This is a genomic window from Algoriphagus sp. (assembly GCF_013373065.1).
Taxonomy (GTDB): Bacteria; Bacteroidota; Bacteroidia; order Cytophagales; family Cyclobacteriaceae; genus Algoriphagus.
Map to the genome: position 1 here is coordinate 97,196 of NZ_JABXIN010000001.1, position 23,676 is coordinate 120,871.

Consider the following 23,676-nt stretch of genomic DNA (forward strand, 5'->3'; position numbering starts at 1 on the left):
TTTCAACCCATGATCATTTACACATTTCCAGTCCATACGGCCTTTATCGAAAGGGATCTGGAAATGATTCGCCCCATTGAAAAAATCAAACCCCTTGTTTTCACCAACAAGCCCCTTTTTCTTCCCTTTTTCTTTGTCCTCCAGTTTTTCCAATTGCTTTGGTTTTTACCCAGAACCAGTCAATACCTCTGTTTTTTTGGAGGCTACCATAGCGTCCTTCCCGTATGGTTTGCAAGGATATTTGGGAAAAAATGCACCATTCAAGCCGGAGGTACGGACTGTATCAACATGCCGGAAATTGGCTATGGAAATTTTCGAAAGAAATGGCTACGAAAAGCCACCGTCTATTCCTTTAAAAACTGCTCCCTCATATTGCCTGTCGCAGAGGCTTTGGTCAAGCAAGATTATACCTACGATCCCCGCATTTCTCCGAATCAAGGTTTGTTGAATTTGATTCCAGATTTGAAAACCCCAATAAAAGTCATCCCAAATGGCTTTGACACGGATTTCTGGAGAGATTTGGGAAAAGAGCGGAAACCATTCAGCTTTATTTCTGTCGCTACAGGCACTTCAAATCCTTCCCGTGCAATTGTAAAAGGTTATGATTTGATCGAAGAATTAGCAAAAAACCATCCTGAATGGAGTTTCACCTTGGTGGGTGACTCCAATTATATTTCTTCGAATCCTAATGTGCAGGTTGTGGGAAAGACCAGGTCAAACGAACTTTTAGAACTTTATAACAGCCATCAATTCTATCTTCAGCTCTCTACCTCCGAAGGTTTTCCAAATGCACTGGGAGAAGCCATGACTTGTGGCTGTATTCCCATAGGCTCGGCAGTTGGAGCCATTCCTGAAATTATTGATGAATGCGGGTCTATACTGAAAGAAAAAAACACCCGACTTTTAGAAAAAATCATTGAAGAATTAGGAACAAAGGATCTTGCAGAATTATCCAAAAAAGCCTCGGGCCGAGTTTTCCGAAACTTCGCCTTTGAAAAACGAAAAAAGGCCCTTTTAAAGGCCTTGAGATTTGCTTAAACAAGCAATTCTATCTGATTTCGATTCACTCGAACCACGCCTCGCTGCTCCAGCTTTTTTAACAAGCGAGTAATCACCTCTCGGCTGGAATTTAGCTCCTGTGCTATTTGCTGATGGGTTTTATGAATAATGGAGCTTTGGCTCGCGGCAGCATTTTTCTCCAAATATTCCAACAAACGTTCATCCATGCGATGGAAGGCAATGCCATCGACCACCTTCAATAATTCCTCAAATCGATCTTGGTAGGTATCCATGACGAAATAATACCAAGACTTGTATTTAGGCATCCACTCATCCAACTTAGAAATCGGAACGGAGATAATCCTTGATTCTTCTTCAGGAATCGCTTTTATCTTGGAATACCCTTCCCGCGCGGAGCAAATCATGGTAATGGCACAAGCTTCACCAGGACCCAAATAGTATAGAAACAATTCATGATCATCCTCATCTTCGCGGAACACCTTCACCTGACCCGAAACAATCAGCGGGATAATTTCTACTTTTTGTCCGATATCCATCATCAAGGTATCCGGAGGCAACAACTGCAAATCTGCAATCGCTAAAATTTCATCCTTCAATCCTTGCTCAAAATCCGGGAAGCAAAGCTCGAGGTATTGTCCAATTTCTTTTTTCATGAACGAATTTCTTTGTTAAATGAAAAGGTGACATCAATCACCTTTTTCTTTTTTTCGAAAGGTAATTTTGAAAATGTTTTCTCCAAAACTGATTGGAAAATGATTAAATCCAAAGCTCAACAACTTTTCCTCCTTGGTCTAGGACTTATGTTACTTTTTAGAATAGTTTCTAAAATTCCATTTCTTCCAGAACAGCTTATAGGATTTGACACAACCAAACTGCTGAAAATTTTTACGGGATTACTCTTCATTTTGATCACATTTCTCATTTACCGAAACTCAAAAAAACAAACCCTATGAACTGGGATGTAGAATTGCTATCGCGGATTCAATTTGCCTTTACCATCATGTTTCATTACATCTTCCCTCCCTTCAGTATAGGATTGGGATTACTATTGGTGGTTTATGAATCCTTGTTTTTAATTACCAAGAAAAAAATCTATGAAAAAATCACCCGGTTTTGGATTAAGATTTTTGCGGCAAATTTCTCTGTAGGAGTAGCATCCGGAATTGTGATGGAATTCGAGTTTGGAACAAACTGGTCCACCTATTCTCGTTTTGTAGGAGATATTTTTGGTTCACCACTAGCTGCTGAAGGAATCTTTGCCTTTTTCCTTGAATCCGGCTTTCTCGCAATCTTATTGTTTGGATGGAATCGTGTGAAGCCGGGCATGCACTTATTTTCTACCATCATGGTCGCTTTGGGAAGTATGTTATCAGGATTTTGGATCGTGGTGGCAAACAGCTGGCAACAGACGCCTGTGGCTTTTGAGATTGTGGTCGATTATGGAATTAGAAGAGCAGTCATTACCGACTTCTGGGAAATGATATTCAACCCTTCTTCCATGGTTCGGTTCACTCACGTGATTTTGGGTGCATGGATCCAAGGCGCATTTTTGGTGATGAGTGTTTCCGCTTACTACCTGATCAAAAAGAAAAATATTGAGTTCGCACAAAAATCTTTTGCCATTGCACTTGGATTGGCAGCCATCGCCTCTTTAGCCCAGCCACTTGTGGGACACGATCACGCCAAAGTGGTAGAGGAATGGCAGCCCGCAAAATTAGCTGCCTTTGAAGGCCTCTATGAAACGCAAACCAATGCTCCTTTATATTTATTTGGTTGGACAGATCCGGAAACGAGAGAAACATCGGGTATCGCCATCCCGGGAATGCTCAGCTTTTTGGTGCATGGAGATTTTGAAGGTGAGGTGAAAGGTCTCGAAGAATTTCCAGAAGAAGACTGGCCGGCAGTAAACAGTGTCTTTCAAAGTTACCATCTCATGGTTGCCTTAGGAATGCTATTTATTGGGGCTACCCTTCTAAGTTTGTTCTTACTTTGGAAGAAAAAACTCTTTACTCCAAGTTGGGCATGGTTGATTAAACTATATATCCCTGCAGTGGCTTTACCCGTTGTTGCCAATCAATTGGGGTGGCTTTCAGCAGAAAGGGGAAGACAACCATGGATAGTGCAAGGACTTCTTCGTACAAGCGAAGGAGTCTCAAAATCTATTTCCGCTCCGGAAGTTATGATCTCCCTAATCTTGTTTTTACTGGTTTATGTTCTGCTCTTTTTTGTCTGGCTCTATGTCCTTGATCGTGAGATCAAACACGGCCCCGAACATCTGGCTGCGGTTGAGGCAGGCTTCAAGAAAAAATCAGAACGTATGGATGCAATTAAATCACATTAAGCTATGGACTTTAACATTGTCTGGTACATATTGGTAGGAGTACTTCTCATCGGGTATGCCATCTTGGACGGCTTCGATTTGGGTGTGGGAATTTTGCATCTACGAAGCAAAGGAGATCATAACCGCCGTATTTTAATGAATGCCATTGGCCCGGTTTGGGATGGAAATGAAGTTTGGCTGATTACCGCAGGGGGTGCGCTTTTTGCGGCTTTCCCTAATGTCTACGCAACCGCCTTTTCCAGCTTTTACCTTCCCTTCATGCTATTGTTGGTAGCCTTGATTTTTCGGGCGGTTTCCATTGAGTTCCGATCTAAAGAAGAAAATCCTCGCTGGCGAAATTTCTGGGATTGGGGATTTAGCCTAGGTTCCATTTCAGCTGCTCTTCTCTTTGGAATTGCGATTGGAAATGTGGTCATAGGGTTCCGCATTGGTAGTGACATGGAATACCAAGGTAACTTCTTTGACCTTGTCAACCCTTATTCTTTGGCTGCAGCTTTCTTTGCTTTGTCCATGTTTGCATTGCATGGAGCAATCTATCTTAATATGAAAACCGAAGGCGAGCTCCAAAAACAAATTCAGGGATGGATCAAAACCAATTATTGGATTTTTGTGATCTTCTATCTGATTTTCTCAGGTTTGACCCTATACATGAAACCGGAGATGATCGCTAATTTTTCCTTTGGCCAAATTGACCTTCCTGGAAATAAGCATGAGTTGGTGGAAAATCATCAAACGTTGATTTCCATTTTTGCCTGGACGGTGGTTTTCTTGAATATCCTAGCGATTGCCAATATTCCGAGAACCTTGGCAAAAGGGAACTTTGGCTGGACCTTTATTTCATCAGCCAGTATGATTGGAGCAATCGTCATGCTTTTTGCTCTTGGGATCTTTCCAAACTTGATGGTTTCTAATTTGGACCCAGCCTTCAATTTAGACATTTACAACGCCGCTTCCTCCCAATACACCTTAAAAACAATGGCAATTTTAGCTGCTTTCGGACTTCCATTCGTTGTTTCCTACACCGTCATTATTTATTGGACTTATCGAGGGAAAGTCAAGTTGGATGAAAACAGTTATTAACATTCCTGCGTGAGAAAAATCACAGCATATTGATGGAATTAGGAGCAATTTTCATAAGTCTTTATTTAGAATCATGAAAAAGCTCTTAATACCCTTTTTGATTCTTTTGGTTAGCCTTAGTGGCTGCCAAGAATCGGAAACCCCAAGTACAAATCCTGTACTTAACGATGCAGAACTGGCCTCTCTTCTATTTACCAGAGAAGAAGAAAAACTAGCTCATGATGTATATCTGTATGCATTTCAGGTTCACGGTTTACAGGTTTTTCAAAACATTGCGAATAGTGAATCTCAACATGTAACATCCGTCCTCAACTTAATGAATTCCTATTCGGTGGCAGACCCACTTTCCGGCAGCACCGTTCTCGGTCAATTCACCGATCCGAATCTGCTTCAACTTTATGAGGAACTCATTGCAAGAGTCGATCAATCACTAGAAGAAGCGATTTTGGTAGGATTACTCATTGAGGACATGGACATTCTCGATCTTGAAATGGCTATGGCTGAGACTAAACAGTCGGCTATTATCAATGTCTATTCACAACTCCAATGTGGGTCTGAAAATCATATGCGGTCTTTTTACAATCAGGCCAGTCTCTTAGAATTGGACTATACCCCAACATATATCAGTCAGACAGAATTCGACACCATCATCAACTCCGCAAGGACGAGCTGCCAATCAAACTAATCCCATGAATCAAATCCTTCTTACCGTTTTAATTTTCCTTAGCTTCTCATGGAGAGCCGAAGAAAAAAAACATCAGGTTACAGTTCAGCCAACTATATCTCAAGGTCTTGCTCTTCAAGAGGGAGGGTTGGTTTTGTTGGAAAAGCATTGCTACACCTGCCACAACCCGAAGTCAAAATCCCATGATGAGATCATCGCCCCTCCACTTTGGGGTGTAAAAAATCATTACTTGAAAGCGTATCCAGAAAAGGAATCCTTCACTAAAGCTGTCACAAACTTCGTACAAAACCCAAATGAAGAGAAAGCTCTGATGAAAGGTCCAATCAAGCGGTTTGGACTGATGCCCAAGCCTATGATTTCGGATTCGGACCTAGAAAAAATCGTCAATTTCATCTATGAAAACGAGATCGAAAATCCTGCATGGCACATAGAAAAAGACAATCATAAAAATGGATCTGAAAGCCCTCGGGAGTGACCAAGGTCACGATTGAAGCCCTAGAACTGAATTAGATTTGTTCTATCAAATAACAAAATCGATAACACAATGAATACTGAAAACGAACAATTCACAATGCCAAGAATCGGAGACCAAGCGCCCGATTTCGAAGCAATGACTACCACTGGAAAAATAAAATTTTCCGAATACATCAAAGATAGCTGGACCATTCTTTTCTCTCACCCAGCTGACTTCACACCAGTTTGTACCACAGAGATGAGCGGTTTTGCTTTGGACCAAAAATTCTTTGATGAGCGAGGCACCAAATTAATTGGATTGAGCATTGACTCTATTCATGCACACATCGCATGGGTAAACAATGTGAAGAAAAATACGGGAGTATTGTTCGAGTTCCCCATCATCGCGGACATCGACATGAGTGTTTCCAAGTTGTACGGAATGCTTCAGCCTGGAGAAAGTGAAACTGCTGCTGTTCGAGCGGTTTTCTTCATCGATCCAAGTGGAAAAATCAGATTGATCATGTACTACCCATTAAACGTGGGAAGAAACATGGATGAGATCAAGCGAGCATTGATCTCACTTCAAACAGCTGATAAATACAAGGTAGCCCTTCCATTGAACTGGACTCCAGGCGAAAAAGCGATCGTTCCTCCACCAAAAACAGTAGAAGAGATGAAAGAACGAGAAGCTAGTGACTACGAAATGGTTGACTTCTACCTGGCGAAAAAAGATTTGCCAGAAGCATAGATATTTTTTGGATTAAAGGGTTAATTGATGAGAAAGCCTCTCCGAATTTTCGGGGAGGTTTTTTTGATATTGGAAGTATTTCATCTTGTTCCTGAAACAAAATTTCAAAAATAGCCAGTAACCGGTTTTCTTACTTTTTACAAAAAATTTGAAATATTAGGTGAGAATTTAAACCAGCTTTTTACAGATCAACAAAAACGTCCGAAAAACCAATAAAAAAAGAAAGCCTGTTTTTAAAAACAGGCTTCTTTTACGGGTCTATTGTTGATTAAGTAAAACCAAATAAACTTTGGAGATTTCAATTATGAATTAAATTTTTGATCACCAAAATTTCTTAAACATACAAAAAGAGAAGTGATTATTCCAAATTCAGAAAAATATTTTTCCATACTTTTTATAAAAAATTCTTTATCCCATCCCTACTTCCCAAATCCATGTGGAAGAACTTTCTTAACTTATGCTTGAAACACCCAGCATATGAAAAAAGTACTGATTTTCTTGGTAATTCTTTTCGTGATTTACCTGATAGGGATCAATACAGTCCCCTCCTACATCGAATCAGAGCGAAATCCTGTAAAAATGGATTCGCCTTATGAAGTATCTCCAGAAGCACAGGCTCTTTATAATCGTTTAGACTTTATTTCAGACCTTCATTGCGACGCCTTGTTGTGGGGAAGGGACTTGACCAAACGGGGAGATCGAGGACATGTGGATTTCCCAAGGATGCGCGAGGCTCATGTAAGCCTTGAAATGTTCACCATTGTTTCCAAGTCTCCAGCTGGGCAAAATATGCAGAAAAACAGTGAGGACACCTTTGACAACATCACACCGCTGACTATCGCAAAAGGGGAAAGCCCTTTGAATTGGTTTAGCTTAATCAATCGGACCCTTTCTCAAGCCCAAGCCCTGGAAGGCTTCGTAGCGAAAGAAAATGGCGAAGCAATTTTGGTGAAAAGTAAAGCAGATTTAGAAGAACTTATTGAAAAAAGGAAGACAGACCCTGAAGTTATCGGAGCAATGTTGGGAATAGAAGGTGCGCATGCATTAGAAGGAAGCTTGGATAATTTAGACAAGGTGTACGAGGCTGGAATCCGAATGATTGGCCCCACACATTTCTTTGATAATGAATTAGGCGGTTCTGCTCATGGTGAAAGTGGAGAAGGCCTGTCCACCTTTGGAAAGGAAGTCATCCGAAAAATGAATGAACTGGGAATTTTCATCGATTTGGCACATGCTTCTCCAGCAATTGTATCCGATGTACTGGAACTTTCAACCGAACCGGTAATGGTTTCTCATACGGGTGTCCGGGCTGTTTTGGATTCCCAACGAAACCTTAGTGACGAACAAATTCAAAAAATAGCGGCAAATGGAGGAATCATCGGCATTGCCTTTTTTGATATGGCAGTCGGAACGCCAGAACTCCCAAATATTATCGCCTCTATCAAACATATACGTGATTTGGTAGGAATAGAATATGTAGCCCTGGGCTCTGATTATGATGGCTCAGTAGCAGTTCCTTTCGACATTACCGGATTACCCCTTATCGCAGAAGGCTTAATGGAAGCCGGATTTAGTGAAGAAGAAATCCGGGCGGTTATGGGTGAAAACGTGAAAAACTTTTTTCTTAAAAACTTAAAATAAAACATGAAAGAAGAGTCTCTCCATCATTCTTCCCAACAATTTGGGAAAATACAGGAATACCTTCGGGAATTCGTCTATGGCGGAATTGATGGTGCTGTAACCACCTTTGCCGTCGTAGCTGGAGGATTCGGAGCAAATTTAGATACTGGTATCATCATCATCTTGGGATTTGCAAACTTGCTTGCCGATGGATTTTCAATGTCGGTAGGAGCTTACCTTTCAGCTAAGTCTGAACGGGAAAATTTCAAAAAGCACGAAAAAATTGAGTATTGGGAAGTGGAAAATCTTCCCCATATGGAACGGGAAGAGATCCGGGTAATTTATGCTGCCAAAGGATTTAAGGGAGAACTTTTGGAGCAAGTAGTTGATCAAATTTGCTCCGATAAAGACCTCTGGGTAGCGGAAATGATGAAAGATGAATTGGAGATGATGCAGGACAATAAAAGCCCATTTAAAATTGGACTTGCTACTTTGATCTCTTTCATAATGGTAGGTTTCATCCCCCTTTTGGTTTATCTGATTGATTTTTTCAGCCAAATCGAAAAAAACATCTTTTTATTCACAAGCATTCTGACGGGATTAGCCTTTATTTTAATCGGTTGGATGAAAAGTTGGGTAAACCAAACCTCCCCGTTGAGAAGTATTACGGAGACCTTAGCACTTGGATTTTTAGCAGCATTGGTGGCCTTTTATGTTGGAGATATTTTGGAAGGATTTTTTATCAAAAAGTAAATGACAAGCATTCAAGAAGTCTTAAACCGATTGAATAACATTGCCGAGGAATGCGAGAAGAACCAAAGTAGAATCGGTTATTTCACCATTTTGTACCGACAAGTGACCCGAAGAGTCCGAGATGGAATTCTGGCAGGAGAATTTGAGGACAACGAACGCATGGAGGTTCTGGATGTACTTTTTGCGAAGCGTTTTATCGATGCCTATGACCAATGGAAATCAGGAAAGGACCCTACCGAAAGTTGGAAAGTTACTTTTGAAGCAAGCAAAAACTCCAAGCATCTGGTCTTACAGCATTTATTTTTGGGGATCAATGCTCACATTAATTTGGACTTGGGAATTGCAGCATCCGAAACTATGAAGGGAAAGGATTTGGCTGGAATAAAAGCGGATTTTGATCAAATCAATTCCCTACTTTCTGAATTAGTCGATGATGTTAAGGCAAACATCAGTACAGTTTCTCCCATTTTTGGTTGGTTAATTCCCCTTGCAAAAGGGAAAGATGAACTGCTTCTAAACTTCTCCATCCAACTTGCCCGGGATGGTGCCTGGAAATACGCGAACGAATACCATACTTCCCTTGATCAACCTAGTGAAATCGAAAATCGAGACAAAAAAATTGCAGAACTAGCCCAAAAACTGATCAAACCTGGAAAATTCCTGAAATTCCTAATCCGAATCATAGGTTTTGCAGAATGGAAATCTGTCAGCAAAACCATGAATCAACTGGACTTAATGCTTCCAAAAAAGGACTGATTCAATTCATTTCTTCCATTTCTTTTTTTGTTTCAAGTTCATTCTTGTGATTGGTCCTTTCTTTTTTCAACTGCATGGCATAAAAGTGCGTCCCCTGAAAATAATCAACCCGAGCCTCCGATTCACCTTTTGCAAAGGTCCATTTTTCACTTTTGAAAAGCTTCACTTGATCCTCATGCAATTCCAATAATTCATCATAGGGACCCCGAAGAGAAATCAGTTTAACAAAAATTGGAGCAGTCTCGATAGCAATAAACAAAAGCATGATAAACACATTCGCCAATCCCATGGCAGCACTCTCCTCCGTCAAGGTAGCCAATGCATCCATCCGTGCCGCTAAGCCATCAAAGCCTTCTATTCCGGGTTGCTGCTTTTCAAATTCCTGCTGGCGCAAAGCCATAAAATCCCGGATTTGTGCTTCCAATGTGTCGATTCTCACTTGATTCCTTTCTCTTAATGAATTTAATGCCAACTGCGCCGCATCCAATTGCTGTTCTTTCTTTTTGGCATTGGTCCCCAAGCCTACAATCCCACTAGTGCTTGCCGTTTTCTCTCCAAACCGTTCCGCATCATATTCTTTTTGGAGTTTATCCCGAAAAGTTTCCGCCTCTTCCACTTCCCTTTTTAGCGTATCAATCTTCGCCTCCAGCTCCTGAATTTCCGGGAAACCTTTGGCCAGATTAGCTTTTGACAGAGCAATGAATTCTGTCTTTTTCTCATCCAATTTTCGATTAATCTCCCGCTCAAACATTTTCAATTCCAAAGGCTTCGATATAACCAAAGCAAGTAATACGGCCAGAACCAAACGAGGAATTGCTAATTTCCACTCGGCCCATGCCCTTCCCTTTTTTCGCATACTGGAAACGATAAACCGGTCTAGATTAAAAATCATCAAGCCCCAAAGAAGCCCAAAACCGATGGCGGGCCAAATAGATTGGAATATTGTAAACAAGGCATAACCTGCTGCTAAAGCAGCTAAAACACCCGTAAAAAAAACAGTAGCTCCGATTCCGACATATTTATTGGATTCAGTGGGAGTGCGTTTCAAAATGGAAAAATTTGCACCGCTGCAAAACCAGAAAAATCGGGTAAGTGAATTCATAGGAGTAGAATTTGGTGATTGGACTAGTAGACTAACGCTCAAATGCATCTAATTGGATACCAAAATCTTGACCTTGAGCCAAATTGAGGCATTTTGGGACGGAAAGGCATTTTTTAGGGATAAAAAGCTGGAAAGAACAAAATTGAATTCTGTTCGGGTTGTTCGGTTTCGTTCAGAGGATGAGCGGTTTTGGTTCAGTCAAATTTTGATTTATGTTTGATTTCATTAAATCGAGTTTGATCCTATTAAGGACAACACATGGTGAGATGATTGAAAACCATGAGAGATTCCACCTGACCGCTTAAAGCAAAATATAGATAAATGAAAAAAGCAGCCTTTCTATTCATTCTAATCCTTTTGGGATTTACTGCGACATCCTTCGCCCAAGAAGTACCTTTCGAAAGTGAGGTCAAGGAAATTACCCAACGAATCAAACGGGAAGGGTATCAAGTTGGAAGCACCTTATTCACTGGCAGTTCTTCTATTCGGCTTTGGGAAAGTTTGCAGACCGATTTTCGGGAGTATCCCATCCTCAATACTGGCTTTGGAGGTTCCAAAGCCTCAGACTTAAAAAGACATCTTTACCCTTTGGTCCTTCAGTTTAAACCGGCACGCGTATTTATTTATGAAGGAGACAATGATATTCAAGCTGGGTTGAGCCCGGAAGAAATCATGGGGGATTTGGAACAAATCGTCTTGCGGATTCAGGTAGTGGATCCAGCCACGCAGGTTTTTTTAATCAGTGCCAAGCCCAGCCCTTCCCGTTGGGATAAAAAAGAAAACTACTTAAAATTAAACGAGGTAATGAAAGCCTACTGTGAAAAAAAGGAAGGAGTGGAATTCGTAGATGTCTGGAACATCATGCTCAATGAGCAAGGGAAACCCATTTCAACGATCTTCATTGAAGATCAATTACACATGAATAAAGAGGGATATGACCTTTGGAAAAAGGTTTTTGGAAACTATTTCCCAAAGAAATAATACAGACTTAGGAATACTTTATCGATAATCATGGGCCAAAAATCCGCAAGGAAACAGCCAACACAATTTGTTGGGAACGGAAGCTTCGGTCTTGACCTAGGATTCGCTCCAAGTTGATTTTTTGATCATTGAATTCTCGTTCATATCGAAGATCCAAGCCTAAAGGTCCGATTGCCACGCCTAATCCAAATTGATATCCTAATCGAAGCCGTTTATTGAACTCATCCACCTGTGATGGCAGAAAATTATCCTTTAGTGTGTAATGAGCAGAGGGCCCACCAAAGGCCGTGAGAACTTGAAAAAGACGTATCCCAACAAGAACTGGGACATCAATCCGTTTGGAAAAAGCCTCGCCATTAAGAGTCTGAAAACGCGTCTCAGTATATACTAACTCAGGTCTTAAGTAAATATCATAGGAGTTCATGGTGTAAAAAAGTCCGGCATGATAGCCGACATTGCCCAAAGGATCCTCCCAAACCTTTCCAAGGTCTCGAAAGTACTTACCAGAGGTATTGTAATTCGTTCCAAATTTCAAGCCTAAGCCCGAACCTTGCTGGGAAAACCCGGGAATAGAAAAGACAAAAAGACTTATAAAAGCTATGATACTTATCTTTGATTTTTTCATAATTCCTTTCTTTTTGTTATTGCCCTAAAATTCAAGCCAAATTAAAACCTCATTTTGAGGCCGATTGGAAGGTTTTTCTATTTCTGCAGTGCCATATTCAAACAGAAGTCAGTCCAATTCGTTTATGAATTGGTTCAAATTCAAGACCAAAATTCGAAGTCACGAAAAATTTTATTCAATAATGTCAATTTCAAAAATCAAAAAGTTACCTATGTATAGTTTGATTTTGAGCCTGATTCTCGCGTGTAGCAGCCCTTCTGAGAATCAAGCCGAACAATCCATTGTTCCGTCTGATGCGGAAAAATTAGCCCAATTCAGTGGACGAACAGAACTTGCCACCTTTGCAGGAGGATGTTTTTGGTGTGTAGAAGCTCCCTTTGAGGATTTAGATGGGGTAATTACTGTGATCTCCGGGTATGCAGGCGGAAAAGAAAAAAATCCCACCTACGGTGAAGTAAGCAGTGGCAAGACCTCTCATCGGGAATCAGTGCAAATCACCTTTGATCCGGAAGTGATCAGTTATTCGGAATTGGTAGATATTTTCTGGCAAACCTTCGACCCGACGGATGTTGGTGGTTCTTTTTATGACCGGGGTTCCCAATACGAATCGGCGATATTTTATCATTCTGCGGAACAGAAAAAAGTAGCCGAGGAATCCAAAAAACTATTGGATGAGTCTGGTAGATTTTCGAAGCCAATCGCTACACCTGTGATTAAATACACCAATTTTTATCCGGCAGAGGAATACCATCAGGATTATTATAAAAAGAACCCGGCCGACTACTACGCCTACAGAAAAGGGAGTGGTCGGGATGCCTTTATCCAAAAGCATTGGCCCGAACTAAGTGCGAAAAAGTATCCTGCTCCTTCTAAAAAAGAATTGAAAGAAAACCTGACTCCACTTCAGTACGAAGTCACCATGGAAGATGCCACGGAATTTGCTTTCCAAAATGAATACAACGGGAATAAGGAGGAAGGAATTTATGTTTGTATCGTTTCAGGAGCACCTCTTTTCAGCTCTAAAGACAAATATGAATCCGGTTCGGGATGGCCAAGCTTTACGAAACCAATTGACGCACGATTCCTTGAAAAACCCATTGATAAAAGCCTAGGCATGACCCGAGTGGAAGTTCGAAGCAAACTTGGAAAAAGTCACGTGGGACACGTTTTCTATGACGGCCCTGCTCCCACAGGATTAAGATATTGCATGAATTCAGCAGCGATGAAATTTATTCCTAAATCAGAGATGGAAGCAGCAGGTTATGGAGAATATCTGTGGCTAGTGGATTAAAAACTTTATTTGTTGATTCAGTTTAGTTGAAAAGGAAGGCTTTTAGTCTTCCTTTTTTTATTGATTAGCTCAAGTTAAACGACGAAAAGTAAGGTTGATTCTCCCTCCAAAAATCTTCTTAGACTTTGGGATTTGATGTTCCCAATAGTGTTGACTTTCCCCTCGCATGATCAATAAACTTCCATGATTCAAGGAAATCTGAATTTTCTCCTTTTTATCAAAATAATTTCGAATCTGGAATACCCGAGAGGCCCCAAAGCTTACAGATGCAATTTCTGGATTTGGTCCCAGTGTAGGCTCATTATCTCGATGCCACCCCATGCTATCCTGACCGTCCCGATATAAATTCAACAAAACATGAGTAAATGGCTTCGCTGTTAATTTTTCCACCGAAGACTTAATCTCCAACAGTTCTGCTGTCCAAGGAAGGGGTTTCATGGTAATTCCTGAATAGGAATAGGTTTTATCAGGATCACCATAGAGTGCCGTCAAGCGGGGTTGCATGACTTTTTTCCCAAACATCCAAATCGGCTCCTGTTTCCATTGGATAGTATCTTGGAGCGTATTGAAAAACAAGTCTGCCTTTTGTTGCGGAAAAAACCCTTCAAAATAGACGGTTTCCCCATGATGAGGAAGAAGATTAAAGTTCGGTTGAGCAAAAATTGGCTGTTGCATAAACTGAAAACCAAGTCCTAGACCGAGAGTTTAAAATCTCATTACTAGCTATGATAATGAATCGGACTATTTATATTTAGACAACAAAATATAATAACCATGAAAAAAGTCGCTTGGATCGCGGGTTTAATCCTTATTGTATCGCTATCAATTTTTATTTGGTGGAAATTCTTTTTTGTTTTTGGTGAAGGTGTGAAAGCCGGATCCCTCAATTATTTCATGAAAAAGGGAATCATTTTTAAAACCTATGAAGGCCGAATCGTTCAGGAAGGATTCCAAAGCCCGACCGCAGGCGCACTTCAAAGCAATGAATTCAGATTCAGCGTGCTTGATGAAGAAGTCGCTGTTCAACTAGAACGATCCTCAGGCAAGCACGTCGAACTTCGATACAAGGAATACAATGGTAAACTCCCTTGGAGAGGTGCCAGTAATTTCATCGTAACAGAAGTCTTGGCAGTAAAGGAAACCGGGAAAGCCGATACTTCGGGGGTTCCTTTTGATCAGTAATTAGTGTCTCGTCCAATAATCAATCACACAAACATCTTTCAGATGAGGCCCTAGTATCTCTCCAAATGCTTTGTGAGCAGGATGAGGCAAATAGGTATTTCGGTCCTCCTCAGAATGGAATGTTAGAGTAAATGCATGTGTGAGCCCCTTATTTATTCCCTCAGGACTAGAATTAACACCCCATTCAAATGATTTTATTTCCGGAATCTCGTTCTGTAGATTACGGAAAGCGTCGATTACTTGCTGAATATCTTCCTTTGAAGAAGCTTCTTGGAAGGAAAAATAAACCACATGCCGCAATACTGAGTCAGGCTTGGTTTCATTGGTGACGGAAGTTTCCATTTCTCGGATGGTTTCGGTTTGTTGGTTTTGGCAAGAAAATAAACCCAAAACGACAAAGATAAATAATGCTTTTTTCATGATGTGGATAAATGATCTACACGAATTAAGCGGAAAATATTTTTTTCGCTTCCTCTTTTACATAGAAAATAAAATATTGCTTAACTTCAACGATATTTAAATAATAAAACTAAATATTTATATAATGTTCAATTATAGATATCTCTTTCTTCTTGGAATTGTTGCCTTTATGGCTTCCTGTTCTCAAAAGGAATCAATACAAGAAAGCGACAATGAAAACCCTTTCCGCCTTGCTAAGATAGATTCCTTTGAAGTCCAAAATTTGACACGTGTTTTTATTAGAGACTACTCACCTGAAGAAGGGATTTATTTGGGTTATTCCATGGTAGAAGATGAAATTTTAGAAATTTCTGAGGAAGGGAAAATTCTAAACCGGGTCAAAAAGAAAGGGGAAGGACCAGATTTTTATGGAAACTGGAATCCAATAGGAATTAGTTTTGGGCCAAATCAAGAGCGGGTCATTGAATTGCCTTTTCGAATTGTAACCTACGATTCCAATTATGAAGTCCTTCAAGATCAGCGAATCCAATCTCCCCTTCCAATACGCACGTTCGGCCCAATGGGCAGAACTGAATATTTCCAAAAGGAAGACAGTACGTTCTATCTTGTTGGCCCAAGTAATTATCTATCCGCTCATTATTTGATTATGAATGAAGAAGGAAGAGACACCCTCAAGAATTTCTTCCAAATTGATATACAGAGTGGAGATATGCAATCAGTTCTTCCCTACCGTGAAGAAAGCCCCTATAAAACCACAGAAGGTATCTACCAGGAATTGATGACCAAAACCTTTGTCATTGATCACGATAAAAATCAACTTTGGCTCTTACATGGACTTTCAAAAGAAATAGAAGTCTACCAACTCCCGGGATATGAATTAATTCAGACCATTCCTTTGGAGCATGAAGAATTTATGTCCTATTCTCCCGTTCCTATCGGTACGCAGGGAAATGACGAACGAATTACCCCACTTCGCTTCTTGGCAGGAAGAAACAAGCAATTAATCCAACTTGAACCTAATCTTTTCCTTATCAATTATTATAAAGGAATCAGCGAGGCCGCTTACCAAACTCGAATTGTAGAGGATGCTACTTACACTCCAACAATTGATACCAAAGAAAATAGTATTATAATTATCTTAGATGGGAAGCAGGTTGGAGCAGAACTTCCATCAGTGCCTGGTTCTATTTTATTTGGATTAGGGGATGGGAAATTTTTAGTCCAAGAACCTGAAAACCCTGAATTTGAAGAAGAAAAAACAAGATTTTCAATTTACCGACTCGTAAAAGATTCCTGATTAATGAGAGTAGCTTTTTTTAGTACAAAAAAATACGACCGGGAAAGCTTTCAAAGATGGCTTCCCAAATTTTCTCACCAAGTGAGTTTTTTTGAAGCAAAACTGGATAAACATTCTGCAATTCTTGCCCAAGGGCATGATGCTGTCTGTGCCTTCGTGAATGATCAGCTTGATGAAGGCACCTTGAAAAACTTATCTTCTTTAGGTATCAAATTGATTGCGCTTCGCTGTGCAGGATATAACCAAGTTGACCTTCAAGCCGCCAAGGAATTGAAGCTAACTATTGTCCGAGTTCCTGCCTACAGTCCCGAAGCAGTTGCTGAACATGCCTTTGCCTTGATTTTGACACTTAGCCGTAAAACTCATAAGGCCTACAATCGGGTTCGTGAATCCAACTTTTCACTGGAAGGGCTCACAGGATGTAATATTCATGGAAAAACAATCGGAGTAATTGGCACAGGCGCTATTGGCAGAGCATTTTGTAGAATAGCCAAGGGTTTTGGTGTTCGGATTTTAGCCTATGATATTTTTGAAAATGAAGAAATGAAAGCCATGGGAGTAGAATATTGTAATCTTGACAAACTATTCGCAGAATCCAAAATTATCTCCCTGCATTGCCCGTTGACTCCAGAAACCCATCACATCATCAACAAGAAATCACTCCAAAAAATACAAGACGGCTGCATGTTGATCAATACTTCCCGAGGAGGCTTGATTGAAACCAAATCTGTTATCTCAGCTTTAAAAAAGGGTAAAATTGGTTTTCTAGGGATTGACGTGTATGAGCAGGAGGAGGATTTGTTTTTTGAAAATCTTTCAGAGCAAATTCTACAAGATGAACAAATCGCCCGCTTGATGACCTTCCCCAATGTACTTATTACGGGGCATCAAGCCTTTTTGACTCGGGAAGCTTTGGATCAAATTGCTGAGACTACCTTGGAAAATATTACCGCTTTTGAAAAAAATGAAAAATTGATCAATGAGGTGAAAATGTAAGCCCCTTCCGCTTGGGAAATCTATTCTATTCGAAAGTTGACTATAAAATTTACATGAATCATCTCTACTTTATTGTATCGCTGAGCAGGGCTTAAAGTAGGCGATCCCAATGCCTCTTTGTTCATGACCAATAAATGAAAATCTGCTTTTGGCATTTTTTCGGGTTTGAATTTGACTCCAAGATTTACCTGCCGATAGGAAGGGAAAGCATATTTGTTTGCCGCTGCATCAGCAAAGTCTGGAAGCCAATGAAACCCAAAATGGCCATAGACATTCCATTGATTACCTAAATTGTATTCTGAAAGCAAGGTAAGTGCAGTTAACTGTCCCATCCCTTCATTTCTTTCTCTTGGAACAAAGGTAAACCAGGCGTCTTTCCCCCACTCTCTCGGGCTCAACCAACGACCTTGCCCTCCCAATTGGGTAAAGCCCAAAACCGTTTTTCCTTTTCCATACTCTAAACCTCCGGAAAGCGAAATAACCCAGTTTTGGTCATTCGGATTTTTATACCTGAAAGTTGACTCTGGGTTACCCCCATCACCTATTCCATGCTGATACCCAGCTTGCACTCCAAGTATCCAGCTCAATCCCCCCTCTTTTTTCGGGAATTTATAATTCCAGTCTCCCCAAAATGTAGAAAACAGATTGTCTGCCAAGGTATGTGAGAAGGTATAATGGTGCCCTTCCTTAAAAAATTCTGCTTGAACCACACTCACAAAATTACTGTGGGTATTTCCCTGATAAGCTGAAGTCGCACCAGTTTCATCCCGACCTACGCCATAAACACCAATGGATTCACCAATATTTAGAAATTGATTTGTCCCTCTTACCCGGAATCTATTGATGTACCAACCCGAAAACTTCCAAGACTTGGAAGGAGAATAGCTCACAGTTGCCCCTTCCATCAATGTTGGCGCTAATCGGCCATCCGCCGGATTAATCCATGCCGTATTGATAGGCATTCTCCCAACCGCGACTTTCCAAGATTTAGTCTGATAACTTAGGTTCAAAATTTCAAGACTTCCAAAAACCTGCTGACCAGGTTCTAAAAAATTAAACAAGCCTGTCTCATAGCGATTCTCACGCTTTGAATAAGGTTCCAATTCCCAGATATCCGAACTGAAAACATTAGCAAACCCACGATAGGAGGCCTGAACAGTCCATTTCTGATGAACTTTGGCACGGAAACCTACGGCGACAGAGGTTCCTAAGGCATAATCATCCCTAAAATCCTCCGGGTAGGACGTACTCATCCAAAAAGTCCTCCAATGAAATGTTGGAGATACTTGGATGTTTTTTAACTGATCTTGAGAAAAGGAAGAAAAAGAGCTGATTAGAAAAATCAGCGCAATCCAATATTTCATTGCCCGGAAGCTTTGGCTTCTACGATGGGTTTGAATGGTCCAAATTTATGCTGCTCCTCAGAGAATCCATCACTGTAAGGACCAAAGGGATGATCCATAGGTTTCTTGGAGATATCTGGCCAATCCCCTGCCAAATCCTTACTTGGTCTTTCCAAGCTATTGACATAGGCAGCCACATCCCATGCGTCTTCATCTGAGATTAATGGATTTTCATAAGTAGCACCGAGAGGCATGTTTGCCCGTACATAGCCAGCAAATCTCGAAAGTCTATATAATCCTGCGCCGCTATTGTAGCTATGAGGACCCCAAAGTGGCGGATAGGTATAACCACTTCCGTCAGGTTTTGCGATTCCCTGTCCATCAGCTTGATGACAACTTTGGCATTGGTTTTCATAAACCGTTTTCCCCCGAACGGGATCAGCAGCCCGATCCAGTAAAGGAAGCGCGTAGATACCAGCTCCTTTTGGTTTTTCTCCTTTGGGAACATCCTTACCCAGCCATTCCATGTAAGCGACCATCGCTATCATTTCTTTGGAGTTGCGCTCAAGCCCCTGTCCATTCAAGCTTCTTTCAAAACAATCATTTATACGCTTGGGAATATCTTCAGATTTGCCGGAACGTGCTCTGATTTTTGGATATGTAGCCGCAACTGCGCCATAGTTATTTCCCAAAGGAGCGGTACCTGCATTAAGGTGACAGTTTTGACAATTCAAGCCATTGGAAATTTTACGAACACTACCATTTGGACCCAAATAGGCTGCGGTGTTTGCAATCAATTCCCGGCCGTATTTTATATCATCTGCATTCGGTTCATTTTCAACTGAAGCCCAATCCGGAGCCTTCCACATTCCAGCAGGATCTTCCAAGGCTTTAACCACTGGAGCCGGTGCTGAAACAGCCGCCAACATTTGAGATTCATCCGGTGAGGCTACATCCAAACGTACTCCAGAATAAGCTAAAAATAGAACCAGCCCAATTACACCTACTAAAGCGGTGATCAAAGCCAATAAACCAACCATTAGGCCGATTAATTGAATGAACGATTTATTACCTATTTGCTTCATTTTAATTTCAATCTACTGCAAATCTGGCAAAAATCCACCCCTCCATGCTGTGACTTGCGTCACAAGAGGAATTTAATTAGGAATCATTTTAACTTGAGCCGAGCTGTAAAAACAGTTCTCCCCTCGATCATTCCAACTATTTGTTGTTTTCCTTCTTGAAAAGATGAGAAAACTTCGACCTGATCTCCTAAAAAACATTCAGCCAAATAATTGATAGAAATGAACGCTATATTCCTCCCTTGCAAAACAGCCCAATCTTCTATCCATCGGAGGTAGCTGGTGTTATTTACATGATTTTGAAGATCCAAGTCGGAGGGCTGAACTCTTACTTCATGGGATTTTTCGCCAAACTCCTTAATTCGGTGCTTTTCAGGAATCCATTCCGGTTTTTTATTCAACTGAAACAATTCTGGCGGCAAAACCGATTCTGGCTTAGTAATTCGCTTGGTTTCGGCATCCAAAAGCAACCATGAACTCATTCCTTTAGCCAAAGGATTACCCACTGCATCTACCATCAAAAATTCCCGAAAAGCGAACAAGCCTTCCACCCCTCTTCCTGCTGTAAATACCCGAACCGCATCACCCCAAACCGGCATCCGAAGAACTTGAATTTCTAAGCGGGATAAGACCCACATTCGGTTTTCCTTTTGCAAAACTCTTCCAAAATCACCCGAATCTGCATGACGCCAGGCCACCTCCTGAAAAAGATCAGCCAAATCCTTGATTCGTAAGAATCCAGAAGGATTTACTTGAAAAGAACCAATCTCGAACTGTCGATCGAATTGAAAAGATTGAGGTGTACTCATGACTGACTTGGGGTTTGAATTTGAGAAAAAACCTTGCGCCGAATCGTAGCCAAAAGTGCTATTCCAAGTCCATTTACCGCAATCAATGCAAAAGATATTTTTAGACTAAATAAATCAGCTATAAATCCAATCAAGGGAGGACCGATCAAAAATCCAAAAAATGAAATGGTAGAAACCAATGCCAAGGCAACTCCCGGAGAATACAAGGTAGAGCGACCAGCTACGCTGTAAGAAACGGGAACAATCGAAGCCACCCCAAAGCCAACCATCAAAAAGCCAACAGTTGCCCAAATTATCGTCGGAGAAATAACCGAAATCATTAGCCCTGAAAAAATAAGAATTCCACTACTTCGTATAACAGGGACTTTACCAAAACGCTGAATGAAACGATCTGAAATAAATCTCCCGGACGCCATGGTTCCCATAAAAGCCACATAACCTAAGGTAACCCATTCCACCGGGGCCTCCACTACTTTTTTGAAATACACCCCACTCCAATCGAACATACAGCCTTCCGTCATCATTCCTAAAAAGGAAATCAATCCCACGCGTAACAACAATTCATCGGGCCGTTTCAAAACTAACCCTCCGGCTTCTGAACGGGATTTTTCTTCAAAAATATAGGACCTACTTGATAGGATAATAACTACTGAAATACCTGCTACAACCAGATAATGAAAAAATGGAATCCAGCCTAATCCAATCATAACAGCTCCAATTCCAGCTCCAACAAAACCTGCCATACTCCACAGGCCATGAAAGGATGCCAGAATGCTTCGTCCATAATCGTCTTCAAAATCTAAGGCCTGAGTATTTAAGGCAATGTTCATGATGTTACCCAAAAGCCCAAACATCACTAAAACCAAAATAAGCATCCACAAAGTGGGACTTAAACCGATTAGCGGTAGGCTAAATGCATAAAAAAAACTTCCCCACAAAATGACCTTTTTACTCCCATAATGATGAACTGACCAACCGGCTATAGGCAAACCTATCATAGAGCCTATCGGTAAGAAAAGCAAAATGGACCCTAGTTGCCCTTCCGATAAATCAAACTTAGCCTGAATATCAGGAATTCGAGCTGCCCAGCTGGCAAAACAAAGCCCTAGGAAAAAAAACATGCTTCCGAGGGCAATCCGGCGTTTGATAAGGAAATTCATGGAATAGGTTTGAGCGAATAGGAATACAAAATTACAGAATTCCCCAGCTACTATACCAACCTTTTTAAATTTGTGAAACTATTTGAAGGTAGCCCTGTTTTATCAGAAAATGCACCTATGGAATTTATTATTGTAGGAGGAATCATCCTCACCATCATTCTTTTAATTCGATTCATTATCGGCCGGGTTTTTCAAAAACCTTAATTACCAACTTTTAATCCTTTCCTCCACTTCCTTTAAACTGGTCCTCTTTGTAAGCAAAAAGTACGTTGAAGGTGGTCAAGGAACCATAACAGCGGGTAATGTATTGCTGCAAATGTACTCGATCTTCATCATCAAGCTTAGGGTGATTATTGATGTTTTGTTCCAAAACGCGCAGCTTTTCCCTCACCATTACAATTTTATGGAAAAAAGTTTCCATGGGAATTTCCTTGGACTGAAGAATGGAATCTCCAGGTTCTAAAGTCACAACTCCTCCTATCCATTTCCCGCCCAAAGGAACGATTGGAGCTCTTTCCGAAGTTTGAACTAGAGCCTCTCGAATCGCTTTTTCCACATCCTTCACGGTCAGCATGGGAAAGTCCGGCTTTTTAGCTTCTTCAATTTCGAAGCCATCATAATCCCTAGCCAGGGTTTTAATTTCTTCTGTATTGTAAAAATAGATTTTGTAACAACTCTCATCAGCAGAGAGGATCATTCCTACACCAAACTTGGGATGACGGAGTTTACTTCCAGGAGCTAATTCACTTGTAGACATAAAAAACAGGATTTGGATTTAGATCTTCCTAAATTAGAAAGAAAATGGATTTTCGAATAAAAATCGCATGACCCGTAACTTTTAAATTATCCCCTCATTATCCCCAAAAGGCAGCATGATTTCTTCCAAGACAAAAAAGATAGTATTAAATGTCATCGCAGTATTTTTGGGATTTACATTTTTTGGAGCAGGGATGGCCAAACTCTTTGCCGAACATCAATATTTCGGTTGGATTGGCCCTACATGGTTGATTGAACAATTGGAAGAATACCAATTGGGGTTTTATGGAAAATTCATTGCGTTCTCCCAAATCCTAATTGGCTACATGCTTTTCACTACCCGATACAAACTTCTCGGGAGCATAATGCTTGTTCCGATGATTTTGAATATTCTCATCATAACGATTTCCTTGAATTGGAAAGGCACCCCTTTTGTCTTAGGATTTCTTCTCCTCTTAAACTTGCTTATTCTTTGGCATTATCGGGATTTTTTTCACCCTTTACTTTCTGAAGGAAAAACCTCCTCTGAATTAAAATCTAGAACCAAAAAAACACTCAAAGGACATTTGGTTTGGGGCGTTGGTTTTGCATTACAGCTGGTTTCGATCGGCGTGTCTTATAGCAATCTTTCCCTTGCATTAGGAATTTCATTCGCTGGGTTAATCCTTTCTTTTTTAAGCTTCAAAATTGATAAAACCTCCTAATAATCCTTACCTTGATTTCTTCTATATTCTATGCTATGAAAATTTTCCCCTATTTAAATTTTGACGGTCAAGCAGAGCAAGCTATTCTATTTTATCAATCCATTCTAGGAGGAGAACTCGAAGGAGGTATCCAATATTTTAGTGAAATCCCGGGTATGGACATAGCCGAAGTCGATCAACAACGAGTCATGCATGTGAGCCTTCGTATCAATGATCAGGTCAAAATCATGGCATCTGATACACTAACTGACATGGGAAAACCTTTGACTATCGGAAATCAAAATTACCTTTCTATAGATGCTGATAGTAAACAATCGGGGGAAGAGATTTTCAAGAAATTATCAGCAGGAGGAACGGTAGAAATGGAATTTCAAAAAACCTTTTGGGGAGCTTATTTTGGTAGCTTCCAAGATAAATTTGGGGTAAGTTGGATGATCAATTATGACCTCAAACCTGGCGAGGCCTGATC

27 protein-coding genes are annotated in these 23,676 nt (G+C 40.7%); 17 read left to right on the forward strand and 10 right to left on the reverse strand.

Annotated elements, in window-relative coordinates; genetic code table 11:
* The first annotated feature begins 9 nt into the window (after positions 1–9).
* On the forward strand, positions 10–1,038 hold the full coding sequence (locus HWE15_RS00385; protein WP_290505513.1) for a glycosyltransferase family 4 protein: 1,029 nt from the start codon (positions 10–12) through the stop codon (positions 1,036–1,038).
* On the opposite strand, the gene HWE15_RS00390 is transcribed toward HWE15_RS00385, so the two are convergent.
* The gene (locus HWE15_RS00390) at positions 1,035–1,673 is read right to left on the reverse strand and encodes a Crp/Fnr family transcriptional regulator (protein WP_290505514.1); all 639 of its coding nucleotides are present in this window, start codon (positions 1,671–1,673) and stop codon (positions 1,035–1,037) included. The two genes, HWE15_RS00385 and HWE15_RS00390, sit on opposite strands and share 4 nt — an antisense overlap.
* A gap of 296 nt (positions 1,674–1,969) precedes the next feature.
* Between HWE15_RS00390 and HWE15_RS00395 the strand changes: the two genes are divergently transcribed.
* The 8 genes from HWE15_RS00395 to HWE15_RS00430 all read left to right on the forward strand — a co-directional run bounded on the left by HWE15_RS00395 (position 1,970) and on the right by HWE15_RS00430 (position 9,459).
* Positions 1,970–3,361: a cytochrome ubiquinol oxidase subunit I gene (locus HWE15_RS00395; protein ID WP_290505515.1), complete on the forward strand. Its 1,392-nt coding sequence runs from the start codon at positions 1,970–1,972 to the stop codon at positions 3,359–3,361.
* 3 nt (positions 3,362–3,364) lie between these two features.
* Positions 3,365–4,441, forward strand: a complete 1,077-nt coding sequence (gene cydB / locus HWE15_RS00400) for a cytochrome d ubiquinol oxidase subunit II (RefSeq protein WP_290505516.1) — start codon at positions 3,365–3,367, stop codon at positions 4,439–4,441.
* 73 nt (positions 4,442–4,514) lie between these two features.
* A complete protein-coding gene (locus HWE15_RS00405) occupies positions 4,515–5,126 on the forward strand; it encodes a DUF2202 domain-containing protein (protein ID WP_290505517.1) in 612 nt (203 codons plus the stop codon).
* A gap of 4 nt (positions 5,127–5,130) precedes the next feature.
* Positions 5,131–5,601: a c-type cytochrome gene (locus tag HWE15_RS00410; RefSeq protein WP_290505518.1), complete on the forward strand. Its 471-nt coding sequence runs from the start codon at positions 5,131–5,133 to the stop codon at positions 5,599–5,601.
* Positions 5,602–5,670: 69 nt separating this feature from the next.
* The gene (locus HWE15_RS00415) at positions 5,671–6,330 is read left to right on the forward strand and encodes a peroxiredoxin (RefSeq protein ID WP_290505519.1); all 660 of its coding nucleotides are present in this window, start codon (positions 5,671–5,673) and stop codon (positions 6,328–6,330) included.
* Positions 6,331–6,807: 477 nt separating this feature from the next.
* The gene (locus HWE15_RS00420) at positions 6,808–7,971 is read left to right on the forward strand and encodes a dipeptidase (protein ID WP_290505520.1); all 1,164 of its coding nucleotides are present in this window, start codon (positions 6,808–6,810) and stop codon (positions 7,969–7,971) included.
* A gap of 3 nt (positions 7,972–7,974) precedes the next feature.
* Complete coding sequence (locus HWE15_RS00425) at positions 7,975–8,703, forward strand: VIT1/CCC1 transporter family protein (RefSeq protein ID WP_290505521.1); 729 nt, start codon at positions 7,975–7,977, stop codon at positions 8,701–8,703.
* Positions 8,704–9,459, forward strand: coding sequence for a DUF5995 family protein (locus HWE15_RS00430; protein ID WP_290505522.1), 756 nt, complete (start codon positions 8,704–8,706; stop codon positions 9,457–9,459). It abuts the gene before it with no gap.
* Between the two features lies 1 nt (position 9,460).
* Here the strand turns inward: HWE15_RS00430 and HWE15_RS00435 are convergent, their stop codons facing one another.
* Positions 9,461–10,561: a DUF4407 domain-containing protein gene (locus HWE15_RS00435; protein ID WP_290505523.1), complete on the reverse strand. Its 1,101-nt coding sequence runs from the start codon at positions 10,559–10,561 to the stop codon at positions 9,461–9,463.
* Positions 10,562–10,882: 321 nt separating this feature from the next.
* On the opposite strand from HWE15_RS00435, the gene HWE15_RS00440 reads away from it, so the two are divergent.
* The gene (locus HWE15_RS00440) at positions 10,883–11,542 is read left to right on the forward strand and encodes a GDSL-type esterase/lipase family protein (RefSeq protein ID WP_290505524.1); all 660 of its coding nucleotides are present in this window, start codon (positions 10,883–10,885) and stop codon (positions 11,540–11,542) included.
* Positions 11,543–11,570: 28 nt separating this feature from the next.
* On the opposite strand, the gene HWE15_RS00445 is transcribed toward HWE15_RS00440, so the two are convergent.
* Positions 11,571–12,167: a hypothetical protein gene (locus HWE15_RS00445; RefSeq protein WP_290505525.1), complete on the reverse strand. Its 597-nt coding sequence runs from the start codon at positions 12,165–12,167 to the stop codon at positions 11,571–11,573.
* 211 nt (positions 12,168–12,378) lie between these two features.
* Here HWE15_RS00445 and msrA point away from each other — a divergent pair, with 211 nt between their 5' ends.
* Positions 12,379–13,458, forward strand: coding sequence for a peptide-methionine (S)-S-oxide reductase MsrA (msrA, locus tag HWE15_RS00450; RefSeq protein ID WP_290505526.1), 1,080 nt, complete (start codon positions 12,379–12,381; stop codon positions 13,456–13,458).
* A gap of 69 nt (positions 13,459–13,527) precedes the next feature.
* Here the strand turns inward: msrA and HWE15_RS00455 are convergent, their stop codons facing one another.
* Positions 13,528–14,133 carry an alpha-ketoglutarate-dependent dioxygenase AlkB gene (locus HWE15_RS00455; RefSeq protein ID WP_290505527.1) on the reverse strand — a complete coding sequence of 202 codons (606 nt, stop codon included), beginning with the start codon at positions 14,131–14,133 and terminating at the stop codon, positions 13,528–13,530.
* Between the two features lie 99 nt (positions 14,134–14,232).
* Here HWE15_RS00455 and HWE15_RS00460 point away from each other — a divergent pair, with 99 nt between their 5' ends.
* Positions 14,233–14,640 carry a hypothetical protein gene (locus HWE15_RS00460; protein ID WP_290505528.1) on the forward strand — a complete coding sequence of 136 codons (408 nt, stop codon included), beginning with the start codon at positions 14,233–14,235 and terminating at the stop codon, positions 14,638–14,640.
* Here HWE15_RS00460 and HWE15_RS00465 read toward each other — a convergent pair whose 3' ends face one another.
* Positions 14,641–15,060 carry a Dabb family protein gene (locus tag HWE15_RS00465; protein ID WP_290505529.1) on the reverse strand — a complete coding sequence of 140 codons (420 nt, stop codon included), beginning with the start codon at positions 15,058–15,060 and terminating at the stop codon, positions 14,641–14,643.
* 124 nt (positions 15,061–15,184) lie between these two features.
* Between HWE15_RS00465 and HWE15_RS00470 the strand changes: the two genes are divergently transcribed.
* Together HWE15_RS00470 and HWE15_RS00475 are read left to right on the forward strand one after the other, a co-directional pair.
* A complete protein-coding gene (locus HWE15_RS00470; protein WP_290505530.1) occupies positions 15,185–16,357 on the forward strand; it encodes a hypothetical protein in 1,173 nt (390 codons plus the stop codon).
* Positions 16,358–16,360: 3 nt separating this feature from the next.
* The gene (locus tag HWE15_RS00475; RefSeq protein WP_290505531.1) at positions 16,361–17,353 is read left to right on the forward strand and encodes a 2-hydroxyacid dehydrogenase; all 993 of its coding nucleotides are present in this window, start codon (positions 16,361–16,363) and stop codon (positions 17,351–17,353) included.
* A gap of 20 nt (positions 17,354–17,373) precedes the next feature.
* Here the strand turns inward: HWE15_RS00475 and HWE15_RS00480 are convergent, their stop codons facing one another.
* From HWE15_RS00480 to HWE15_RS00495, 4 genes are all read right to left on the reverse strand, one after another.
* A complete protein-coding gene (locus HWE15_RS00480; RefSeq protein ID WP_290505532.1) occupies positions 17,374–18,717 on the reverse strand; it encodes a hypothetical protein in 1,344 nt (447 codons plus the stop codon).
* Positions 18,714–19,781, reverse strand: coding sequence for a c-type cytochrome (locus tag HWE15_RS00485; RefSeq protein WP_290505533.1), 1,068 nt, complete (start codon positions 19,779–19,781; stop codon positions 18,714–18,716). Before HWE15_RS00485 ends, HWE15_RS00480 begins: the two co-directional genes overlap by 4 nt.
* 83 nt (positions 19,782–19,864) lie before the next feature.
* Positions 19,865–20,587 (reverse strand): acyl-ACP thioesterase domain-containing protein, encoded by a 723-nt coding sequence (locus tag HWE15_RS00490; protein ID WP_290505534.1) that lies wholly within the window; start codon positions 20,585–20,587, stop codon positions 19,865–19,867.
* Positions 20,584–21,747 carry an MFS transporter gene (locus tag HWE15_RS00495; RefSeq protein WP_290505535.1) on the reverse strand — a complete coding sequence of 388 codons (1,164 nt, stop codon included), beginning with the start codon at positions 21,745–21,747 and terminating at the stop codon, positions 20,584–20,586. The genes HWE15_RS00490 and HWE15_RS00495 overlap by 4 nt, the downstream gene beginning before the upstream one ends.
* A gap of 72 nt (positions 21,748–21,819) precedes the next feature.
* Between HWE15_RS00495 and HWE15_RS00500 the strand changes: the two genes are divergently transcribed.
* Positions 21,820–21,951 (forward strand): hypothetical protein, encoded by a 132-nt coding sequence (locus HWE15_RS00500; RefSeq protein WP_290505536.1) that lies wholly within the window; start codon positions 21,820–21,822, stop codon positions 21,949–21,951.
* Between the two features lie 10 nt (positions 21,952–21,961).
* Here the strand turns inward: HWE15_RS00500 and HWE15_RS00505 are convergent, their stop codons facing one another.
* Entirely contained in the window at positions 21,962–22,504 is a 543-nt protein-coding gene (locus HWE15_RS00505; protein ID WP_290505537.1) for a hypothetical protein, read from the reverse strand.
* A 115-nt stretch (positions 22,505–22,619) separates the two neighbouring features.
* Between HWE15_RS00505 and HWE15_RS00510 the strand changes: the two genes are divergently transcribed.
* Both HWE15_RS00510 and HWE15_RS00515 read left to right on the forward strand, forming a co-directional pair.
* A complete protein-coding gene (locus HWE15_RS00510) occupies positions 22,620–23,207 on the forward strand; it encodes a hypothetical protein (protein WP_290505538.1) in 588 nt (195 codons plus the stop codon).
* A 35-nt stretch (positions 23,208–23,242) separates the two neighbouring features.
* The gene (locus HWE15_RS00515) at positions 23,243–23,674 is read left to right on the forward strand and encodes a VOC family protein (RefSeq protein WP_290505539.1); all 432 of its coding nucleotides are present in this window, start codon (positions 23,243–23,245) and stop codon (positions 23,672–23,674) included.
* Positions 23,675–23,676 lie beyond the last annotated feature (2 nt).

What these genes read in the sequence shown, in the direction of transcription:
- HWE15_RS00385 (WP_290505513.1), top strand. Translation starts at nt 10, where the DNA reads ATGATCATTTACACATTTCCAGTCCATACGGCCTTTATCGAAAGGGAT.
- HWE15_RS00390 (WP_290505514.1), bottom strand. Translation starts at nt 1,673, where the DNA reads ATGAAAAAAGAAATTGGACAATACCTCGAGCTTTGCTTCCCGGATTTT.
- HWE15_RS00395 (WP_290505515.1), top strand. Translation starts at nt 1,970, where the DNA reads ATGAACTGGGATGTAGAATTGCTATCGCGGATTCAATTTGCCTTTACC.
- cydB (WP_290505516.1), top strand. Translation starts at nt 3,365, where the DNA reads ATGGACTTTAACATTGTCTGGTACATATTGGTAGGAGTACTTCTCATC.
- HWE15_RS00405 (WP_290505517.1), top strand. Translation starts at nt 4,515, where the DNA reads ATGAAAAAGCTCTTAATACCCTTTTTGATTCTTTTGGTTAGCCTTAGT.
- HWE15_RS00410 (WP_290505518.1), top strand. Translation starts at nt 5,131, where the DNA reads ATGAATCAAATCCTTCTTACCGTTTTAATTTTCCTTAGCTTCTCATGG.
- HWE15_RS00415 (WP_290505519.1), top strand. Translation starts at nt 5,671, where the DNA reads ATGAATACTGAAAACGAACAATTCACAATGCCAAGAATCGGAGACCAA.
- HWE15_RS00420 (WP_290505520.1), top strand. Translation starts at nt 6,808, where the DNA reads ATGAAAAAAGTACTGATTTTCTTGGTAATTCTTTTCGTGATTTACCTG.
- HWE15_RS00425 (WP_290505521.1), top strand. Translation starts at nt 7,975, where the DNA reads ATGAAAGAAGAGTCTCTCCATCATTCTTCCCAACAATTTGGGAAAATA.
- HWE15_RS00430 (WP_290505522.1), top strand. Translation starts at nt 8,704, where the DNA reads ATGACAAGCATTCAAGAAGTCTTAAACCGATTGAATAACATTGCCGAG.
- HWE15_RS00435 (WP_290505523.1), bottom strand. Translation starts at nt 10,561, where the DNA reads ATGAATTCACTTACCCGATTTTTCTGGTTTTGCAGCGGTGCAAATTTT.
- HWE15_RS00440 (WP_290505524.1), top strand. Translation starts at nt 10,883, where the DNA reads ATGAAAAAAGCAGCCTTTCTATTCATTCTAATCCTTTTGGGATTTACT.
- HWE15_RS00445 (WP_290505525.1), bottom strand. Translation starts at nt 12,167, where the DNA reads ATGAAAAAATCAAAGATAAGTATCATAGCTTTTATAAGTCTTTTTGTC.
- msrA (WP_290505526.1), top strand. Translation starts at nt 12,379, where the DNA reads ATGTATAGTTTGATTTTGAGCCTGATTCTCGCGTGTAGCAGCCCTTCT.
- HWE15_RS00455 (WP_290505527.1), bottom strand. Translation starts at nt 14,133, where the DNA reads ATGCAACAGCCAATTTTTGCTCAACCGAACTTTAATCTTCTTCCTCAT.
- HWE15_RS00460 (WP_290505528.1), top strand. Translation starts at nt 14,233, where the DNA reads ATGAAAAAAGTCGCTTGGATCGCGGGTTTAATCCTTATTGTATCGCTA.
- HWE15_RS00465 (WP_290505529.1), bottom strand. Translation starts at nt 15,060, where the DNA reads ATGAAAAAAGCATTATTTATCTTTGTCGTTTTGGGTTTATTTTCTTGC.
- HWE15_RS00470 (WP_290505530.1), top strand. Translation starts at nt 15,185, where the DNA reads ATGTTCAATTATAGATATCTCTTTCTTCTTGGAATTGTTGCCTTTATG.
- HWE15_RS00475 (WP_290505531.1), top strand. Translation starts at nt 16,361, where the DNA reads ATGAGAGTAGCTTTTTTTAGTACAAAAAAATACGACCGGGAAAGCTTT.
- HWE15_RS00480 (WP_290505532.1), bottom strand. Translation starts at nt 18,717, where the DNA reads ATGAAATATTGGATTGCGCTGATTTTTCTAATCAGCTCTTTTTCTTCC.
- HWE15_RS00485 (WP_290505533.1), bottom strand. Translation starts at nt 19,781, where the DNA reads ATGAAGCAAATAGGTAATAAATCGTTCATTCAATTAATCGGCCTAATG.
- HWE15_RS00490 (WP_290505534.1), bottom strand. Translation starts at nt 20,587, where the DNA reads ATGAGTACACCTCAATCTTTTCAATTCGATCGACAGTTCGAGATTGGT.
- HWE15_RS00495 (WP_290505535.1), bottom strand. Translation starts at nt 21,747, where the DNA reads ATGAATTTCCTTATCAAACGCCGGATTGCCCTCGGAAGCATGTTTTTT.
- HWE15_RS00505 (WP_290505537.1), bottom strand. Translation starts at nt 22,504, where the DNA reads ATGTCTACAAGTGAATTAGCTCCTGGAAGTAAACTCCGTCATCCCAAG.
- HWE15_RS00510 (WP_290505538.1), top strand. Translation starts at nt 22,620, where the DNA reads ATGATTTCTTCCAAGACAAAAAAGATAGTATTAAATGTCATCGCAGTA.
- HWE15_RS00515 (WP_290505539.1), top strand. Translation starts at nt 23,243, where the DNA reads ATGAAAATTTTCCCCTATTTAAATTTTGACGGTCAAGCAGAGCAAGCT.